At 45.2% G+C, this 7,730-nt stretch carries 6 protein-coding genes, 1 other RNA gene and 1 pseudogene; 4 read left to right on the plus strand and 4 right to left on the minus strand.

Annotated elements, in window-relative coordinates; genetic code table 11:
- From ACFSW5_RS17580 to ACFSW5_RS17595, 4 genes are all read left to right on the plus strand, one after another.
- Positions 1-1,212, plus strand: a 1,212-nt coding sequence (locus tag ACFSW5_RS17580) for an LCP family protein (RefSeq protein WP_379275830.1), incomplete at its 5' end; no start/stop codon positions are given.
- A gap of 458 nt (positions 1,213-1,670) precedes the next feature.
- Complete coding sequence (locus ACFSW5_RS17585) at positions 1,671-2,921, plus strand: hypothetical protein (protein ID WP_379275832.1); 1,251 nt, start codon at positions 1,671-1,673, stop codon at positions 2,919-2,921.
- A complete protein-coding gene (gene dcm / locus ACFSW5_RS17590; RefSeq protein WP_379275842.1) occupies positions 2,878-4,029 on the plus strand; it encodes a DNA (cytosine-5-)-methyltransferase in 1,152 nt (383 codons plus the stop codon). The genes ACFSW5_RS17585 and dcm overlap by 44 nt, the downstream gene beginning before the upstream one ends.
- Before the next feature lie 401 nt (positions 4,030-4,430).
- Positions 4,431-4,850 (plus strand): very short patch repair endonuclease, encoded by a 420-nt coding sequence (locus tag ACFSW5_RS17595; protein ID WP_379275834.1) that lies wholly within the window; start codon positions 4,431-4,433, stop codon positions 4,848-4,850.
- A 294-nt stretch (positions 4,851-5,144) separates the two neighbouring features.
- On the opposite strand, the gene ssrA is transcribed toward ACFSW5_RS17595, so the two are convergent.
- The 4 genes and pseudogenes from ssrA to ACFSW5_RS17615 form a co-directional block, all read right to left on the minus strand.
- Positions 5,145-5,509: a transfer-messenger RNA gene (gene ssrA, locus ACFSW5_RS17600) on the minus strand.
- 253 nt (positions 5,510-5,762) lie between these two features.
- Positions 5,763-6,242 (minus strand): SsrA-binding protein SmpB, encoded by a 480-nt coding sequence (gene smpB / locus ACFSW5_RS17605; protein ID WP_379275837.1) that lies wholly within the window; start codon positions 6,240-6,242, stop codon positions 5,763-5,765.
- A gap of 392 nt (positions 6,243-6,634) precedes the next feature.
- Positions 6,635-6,835 (minus strand): cold-shock protein, encoded by a 201-nt coding sequence (locus ACFSW5_RS17610; RefSeq protein WP_379275839.1) that lies wholly within the window; start codon positions 6,833-6,835, stop codon positions 6,635-6,637.
- Positions 6,836-7,228: 393 nt separating this feature from the next.
- Positions 7,229-7,730 (minus strand): annotated as a pseudogene (locus ACFSW5_RS17615) (hypothetical protein); the annotation flags it as partial.

The raw sequence follows: 7,730 nt of genomic DNA on the forward strand, positions 1-7,730 counted from the left end.
ATTTGGTTTGTTTGGAGCAACGTGATTGTTGCCTCGGTGTTCAGTGAATGGAACCCGATCGAGAACCCCGGCCTTCTCCCATTGGTGCTGGTTATCTGTTGCATCCCTAAACCGGTGCTGGGCATTTTTGCAAACAAGTTATATCTGCATCAAGCAAAAAGGAAAATCATCGCCATTGTCCGAGACCCAAATAAGCATGAGTCACGGGAAGCAGAGATCGCAGCGGCAGGCGGAACGAATATGGTATTGCCTATTGCCGTATTAACGATACCTTATTTACTGGCATTGCTTGCAGGTCTGTTTTTCTTTTTCAAATACTATCTGACGTTTAATGACGCTCTTGAGAAGGCAACGGTAACGACCAAGACGGCGGTGACAAATGAAAGCCAAGCACCAGCGGCTCAGACAACCGCTCCTGCAAAGTGGGAGAGCACGGACAGGATTAATATTCTGTTATTGGGCGGCGATTCCCGGAAGAAAGACGAGATTCATTCTGCGGACAGCTTGATGATCGTTTCTATCGACCCTGCAACGAAAAAAATGAAATTGCTCTCCATTCTCCGTGATACATATGTAAATATTCCGGGTTATGGTGAGGATCGTATCAGCAGGGCAATTACAATGGGTGGTTCCAGTTTGGCAATGAAATCAGCAGAAGAATTGACGGGTATTCCAATCCAATATTATTTGTACATGGATATGCAGAGCTTTATCAGATTGATTGACTCAATTGGCGGCATTGACCTAGAAGTAGAGAAAAATATGAACTATGTCGATTCCAATGAAGACTCAATGTACGAAATCCATTTGAAAAAGGGCTATCAGCACTTGGACGGAATACAGGCATTACAGTACGTTCGATTCCGGCATGATGCAATGAGCGATTTCGCCCGTACGGAACGGCAACGAAAGTTTCTGAAAGCTGTCGTCATAGAGTTGCTTACTAGAACGAAAGTTACGGAGCTTCCAAAACTAATACTTTTTTTCGAGCCATATATCGAAACGAACATCAGCGACGATGATATGATAAAGCTGGGCAAGCTGGGCTTTGAGATCGACAGGGAAAGCATTGACAGCATTCAATTGCCGCCGATGGAACTCATACAAGAAAAATCAGTGAACGGAAATGCCGTACTTTACGTTGAACCTGAGCAGGTAAGGTCATACGTAAAAAGTATACTGAGCGATGATACCCGGGCTCAAAGCGATTAATATCAGTAGAGCAATATTGTTGATATCCGCATCAAAACTATCTATATCAACAGAATCGGTATGCGGCGGAGGGGGCGAACCTCTCCGCTTTATTAATGATGGCCGAAAGGCTGGTTTTTGTGCAGATTCTTTTGCCGCTACGTTACAAAACCCCTTTGTTTACAATATATAGAATATTGGTACGACAGACACTAAACATACATCAGTTAGCGTCATAGGCTTTTAGCTTATTTCATCGGAATTTATGCCCGTGTTACGTGGTGCTGAGCCGGAAAATCAACATTTTTCTGATTCCACTCCCAATTCACGCTAAAAAGTTATGATAAGAGACAGTTTTGGTTCCGAGTAGTATGACACAACATCACTCATGATACACCGAAGTCATTCTTTCGATAGGAGGAAACGAAAAAAATTGGGCGAATTATAATTATGAAAGAACTGGTATGGGGGATATCAACATGGAACAGTCCGAATTTACAGAGTGGATAGATTTGGCACTCGAACGATCACAACCCGTTATCTTAACTAATCATGAGGAAAAATTGGCTGATATTTTAATAAATAAGGCGTATGAGTTATCTGTTCAGCATAACAAAACGTTAGGCAAAGCCCTCGCCGCGGCATTCGATATCTTGGTATCTGCTGAATATTATAAAAGGGTTACTAACAGAGGCTGGTGTTATTGTCCGAACGGTGAGCCTAGCATTATTTTTCCATATACTAACACGTGCCCACGATGCATCTTGAATAAAGAGTTTCATTTTCATCCTGCCAATAAACCTCCTTCTGGTCAAATTGGTCAGGCAACATCTAGGCTTCTATGTGTGTTTCTTGATCGGTTATTCAACAGAGCTTCTAGGAGACTAAAAATCTTAAAGGGTTCTGAACCTGTTGATATGATCATTCAAGATCTTACAAGCAATGTTATTTTAATAGCAGAAGTAAAAGCGGCTCCTTTATTAACATTGCCGTTACTTGTAAAAAGCGAGAGAATGACCGCGGTTCAAGGTGATGCTATAATTGAATTAGTGCATTCGGGAGTAGATAACTCATCAGTTCATTCTTCAGAATTCAATATTATGTTACCAGTACAACGCGGTGAAAGTTGGAATTATGAACTTATTCCACTTGGTAAAATGGAGAATACTCCTGACTTGTGGGCATACGAACGATTACAAATGGCTTTGCAAACCGATAAGGATTTATTCAATCGATATTTTGATTTTTGGGAAAAAGCAATTGAAGCTTATCAATCAGCTTATATAACAGGTGATAGAACCAGTAGTATTTACTGGCTTACGAATGCTTGTGGTCAACCATCACCGAGACCGGAGAACTGGCCTTTACGTTCAAATGGAAGTGGATACGAGTCGGTATCTGATGCAAAGACTAGTGTTGGCATGGACAGAACAGATGATATCAAAAAAGGAATTTATCAGGTACTTAAATTGGGAGCTGAAAGCAAACCCGTAAATAGAAAGTACAATGTAAAGACCGCTCTCATATCAAACATTCATGCGGTTCGTCATTATGATGAATACTTGTTGTCATTACAAGATGTCGTGTGGACTTTGGATGAGAAAGGGACTGCTAAGAAGGTGGGTGACTTGCCGAATGAAAGGCCAATCTACAATTTATTCGATGGAATCATCTCGTTCACGAGAAATGTTGCAAGAGACGAGTGGATCAAAGACGTATTCAAGTTCTAAAGAATCAAATGAACCGCATGAAGTCTATAATCACATTGCCAGAAAAGTTAGCGATGTTGTTCAGAAGAGAATTGACACTTTGAAAATTGGACAAAAAATGCAAGATCTTCCCGAAGAACTTTGGCACGATAGTTTCAGATATTATGTTAAAGAAGATCCAAATCGTCGCGGTGGGCCAAACATGAGAATGATTAGGCTTGATCCAAACCGCCCTTCATTAACTGTTACTGGTTATATTTTCAATAAATTCGTTCATCCATATGAGAACAGATTCATTACTGTACGTGAGGCCGCCAGATTACAAGGGTTCCCTGATAATGTTAAATTTGAAGGGACATTAACGAGTACACAACAGCAAGTAGGCAACGCTGTGCCTATTCCTTTAGCCAAAGCGATTTTTGCACAAATTCTAACTTCAGCACAAAAACTTGGTTTTCATAAATCAAATCTATCTGGATTAAGTTTGTTTTGTGGTGCTGGAGGGATGGATATTGGAGCAGATCAAGCATCACTCGGTTCAAAATATAAAATCGATACCAAAGTAGCGATAGATATATGGGATGATGCTTGTAACACTCTAAGAAATTACTATCGAGATAAATCAAATGTTTTTAATATTGATATCACAAAAATTACTGATCCTATAAGCACTTGGAGGTTTTTGTCTGGCGAGAAAACCTGCCCAGACATCATCTTTGGCGGCCCCCCTTGTCAAGCTTTTAGTCAAGCGGGCAAACAAAAAGGCACAAGTGACCCACGAGGGCAACTGATATTTGAATTCTTAAGATTTGTTGAGGTCTTGAAACCTTCATTTTTTGTAATGGAGAATGTATCTAACCTAAAAGGGATTGTAAATGGAACTTTATACTCAGATATCATCAGAAAAATGGATGAAATTGGGTATAATGTTTCGGCAGAAGTATTATCAGCCGCTGATTTCGGTGCACCACAATTACGTAAAAGGATTATATTTATTGGTTGCAAGAAAGAGATCGGTAAAATTGAAATGCCTGCTCCATCTCATGCATCCGAACCAGATTTAATAATTCCACATCCATATAAAACGGTTGGAGAAGCATTTACTGGACTTCCAAAACTCCAAATGTGACCGTTCTTCACCTACCTTAGGAGACGAAGGCAACATCCTAACAGGATGCCTTTGTCTCCTTTATTATTTAATGTGGTTGTGAACTCGTAATGTCAAGGCCGGATTTAATTTGACCCTTTTTTCGATCCGCCAACCTTACTTACATCGAGCAGAAGGGGAAGGCTCCAACCGTAACGCTTTTGTCCACTGATAATATCTGTTTGTATGTGCAACTTGCGGCAAACCGGTTAGAAACAAGGATAAAGAATATTGTCAGTCGCAACCGAAACGATTTAATAACCGCATTTATTGCTATGAGCATCAACGAAAGAGTTCATGGGGGCATTTACCAGACGGCTTATGCCGTCTATTTTATTATAATAAAGTATCAATAAGGAATTTGCTAAATCGGGGAGATTGCTATGGCGGACAGAATAACCCCAGATGCACGAAGCAAAATTATGAGTGCAGTCCGGGCGACACACACCAAGCTCGAAGACAGAATTACCGCTGAACTGTGGAAACACGGCATCCGCTTTAGAAAAAATACTCTCGATCTTTTGGGCAAACCGGACATCGCCATTAAAAAATACAAAGTGGTGATCTTCATCGATTCCTGCTTCTGGCATTCTTGTGAACTGCATGGCCGTATTCCAAAGTCAAATGTTGATTACTGGGCTAAAAAATTAAGCAGTAATAAACAACGGGATATTGCAGTTACTTCGCACTACAATGATCATCACTGGAACATATTGCGGATTTGGGAGCATGAGATTAAATCCGATTTTTCAGGAACAATAGCCAGAATCATTGATTTCATTAACAAATCTAAGGCGATATGAGTTAACGGAACAAAATTAACCACGATGGTTCGAGGCTCAGTATTGGTGAAATACGTTGTCGATCACAGATGGTGAAGACTTAAGTAGATAATGGTCGAAGGGATGCAGGTTACGACCGTCTATTGGATGACATTAAAAACTGGTATAAACTGCGGTACCACTCACTACACCATCAGAAATATTTCTTATTCATCGTCAGAGAAGCCGAAAACCCAATAAACACGAGGTTTTTCATCCGCATCGAATACGAAAACACAAAAAAGAGACCTGGCACGGTCTCTTTTCTGATGGTATTGGTGGAGGCGAGGGGAGTCGAACCCCTGTCCGAAGATAACGCCACATAGGCTTCTACGGGTGTAGTCACAGTTTTGGTGTCACCAAGGAGGACGCCCCGTAACCGGCTTCTTCCAAGGTCAGCCTGATTATCTTCTTCCGTCGACCCCAGGCGGAGACCGATCGGCGTATCCCACTAAAGTTGAGCCCCTATCCCGCTACATGGGCGATAGAAGGTAGGAGCACGCTCACAGGTTATTAAGCTGCGAAAGCGTAGGTTTGTTGTGGTTTGCCATTTAATTGGCTTTAGCGTTGATGAAGCGGACGCGTCCCCGCTACCCGCAACCCATGCTCGAACTATCCCCGTCGAATCCAAAAACGCCCCCGTATCGGGCATAAACGGCCTAATCTTCTGTGGGCGACAGCCCGCATAAGCATCCGTTTAGCGCACAAAGAATCTTTAGGCACGCATGACGCCAGCTGCGCAAAAGAGCAGTTCGTCATGTCGCAGCGTCTGAGCATGAATCGTTGTATGCTGTGCTGCTTCTTTAGTATAACATGTTCCCGGCCGAAACGCCGCCGTAGGTTAATGGGAACAGTGGCCGTCGGTGGCACTCGTTCCAATGATGATTTTGCCAGCTACCGCGCTACTTTCTGCTTCTCTCGAAGCACACGCTGGATATCGCGCTGAGCATCACGCTTGGCGGCCGCTTCGCGCTTGTCGTATTGCTTCTTGCCTTTGCCAAGGCCAATCAGCAGCTTTGCGTATCCGTTGCGCACGTAAATCTTGAGCGGCACGATCGCGTACCCTTCCTGCTTCGATTGACCGAGCAGCTTATGAATCTGCTGTTTATGCAGCAGAAGCTTCCGAGGTCTCGTCGGATCGGAAGGATTGTGGCGGTTGCCCTGCTCGAACGGACTGATGTGCATGTTGTGAATATGGATTTCGCCGTTCCGGATCGTCGCGAAAGCATCGTTAATGTTCGCGCGGCCGCTCCGCAACGATTTAATTTCCGTTCCCGTCAGCACCATGCCCGCTTCATAGGTTTCTTCGATGAAGTAGTCATGGGAAGCTTTCTTGTTCTGGGCAAGCTGTTTCCCTTCAGCCTTCTTACCCATGCCAATCACCTCAATCCCTATCCAAATCAGGCTGCAGCCTGTTGTTCCGCACCATCGATAAACGATAGATGCAGCACCTTATATTGTAACGATTATACGGCCCAAAATCAAGCGTCTACCGCCCGCGATTCGAGCATTCTGAGCAAACGGGATATCGGCGAGAAGGTGCCCAAAACCCTTACTCTCGTCCGCAAAACGAAGCAGGCCGTACAGGACTCTCCCTTACCGCCTGATGCCAACATGATGCCGCCGACGTTCCGCTTATGCGAAACGAACTGGCGGCCTCAAACCAGCCTTCGCATCGCGGGAACGAAACCTACTCCCCCGAATAAAACAAAAACCGCATCGGCCCGAAGGCCGACGCGGTTTCTCGCGTATCGTATGATCGCTTCTTACAGCTTTACAACGTTCTCGGCTTGCGGTCCGCGGCTGCCTTCAACGATGTTGAATTCAACTTGTTGACCTTCGTCAAGCGTCTTGAAGCCGTCGCCTTGAATCGCACTGAAGTGAACGAATACGTCGTTGCCGCCTTCAACTTCGATGAAGCCGTAGCCTTTCTCTGCGTTAAACCATTTAACTGTACCTTGTTGCATTTGTGTTACCTCCAACCAAAAATAATATTAATATGCGTTTCTTCGTTCCATACAAGCAGAACAGAAACGACATCGCTCCTCCTCGTTCAAGGGCGGGGCCAAGCCGTCTTTCTTTCTTATATTTAAAACAAAAATTCACACATTGAAAAAGATTCATGCCGTCATGATACCCTTTTCAACAGGTGAATTTCGCGATTCATTTATCAAGGTGCATACAATTATCATGAGTGTACTATACCCACTTTTAAAAAGCAAGAAACTTGTTCCTCCCATGTTGTTCCTCGCCCTGAAGAAACCGTTCGGTTTAAAGACGGGAGCGGATGCGGGGCTTCGTAAATTCGTAAGCCTTACTCATGGATAAGGCCTAATGAAACCCCGCTCTACCGCGCCGATCTATTTCCGTTTCTTGCGGACAAAAGCGCTCATGGCGCCGTTTTTGGCCTTCTTCTTGCCGCCGTTTCGTTTCTTAGCTTTCCCCGATCCGGAGCTTCTATTCATATCCACGGCAAAAATCTCGCCGCCGGCCTTGCGTTTGCGCCTGCCCTCGCCGCCGATCGCGGGCACGCCGGTCTCGGCGAAGACTTGATCGTTCGCCGAGCCTCGCCCTTCAGCGCGGCCTTCCCTCGCGCCCGACGGCGCGTCATAACGTTCCTTGCGGCCGCGACGTCCGTTGCGCCCGCCGTTGTCTTCCTCGCTGCCGTCGTCATACCGGCCGATGCCGCGGATCGGCAGCCCCCACATGTCGGTGCGGACCGCGCCGCCGTTCTTCTTCCGGCCGCGGGCGGCGCGCTCATTGGCCGCTTCCAGCGTCTCGCCAGGCTCGAGCCACGGGTTGCCTGCGCCCGTGCCTGCGCCTGCGTCGACGCCGGCGCCCGCGTCCGCTCCACGCGGCGCT

The organism is Paenibacillus thailandensis (assembly GCF_042685365.1).
GTDB lineage: Bacteria > Bacillota > Bacilli > Paenibacillales > Paenibacillaceae > Paenibacillus_AP > Paenibacillus_AP thailandensis.

Bases quoted from the DNA above. Each gene is read 5' to 3' on its own strand.
- ACFSW5_RS17585 (WP_379275832.1), top strand. From the start codon at position 1,671: ATGGAACAGTCCGAATTTACAGAGTGGATAGATTTGGCACTCGAACGA.
- ACFSW5_RS17610 (WP_379275839.1), bottom strand. From the start codon at position 6,835: ATGCAACAAGGTACAGTTAAATGGTTTAACGCAGAGAAAGGCTACGGC.
- ACFSW5_RS17595 (WP_379275834.1), top strand. From the start codon at position 4,431: ATGGCGGACAGAATAACCCCAGATGCACGAAGCAAAATTATGAGTGCA.
- smpB (WP_379275837.1), bottom strand. From the start codon at position 6,242: ATGGGTAAGAAGGCTGAAGGGAAACAGCTTGCCCAGAACAAGAAAGCT.
- dcm (WP_379275842.1), top strand. From the start codon at position 2,878: ATGTTGCAAGAGACGAGTGGATCAAAGACGTATTCAAGTTCTAAAGAA.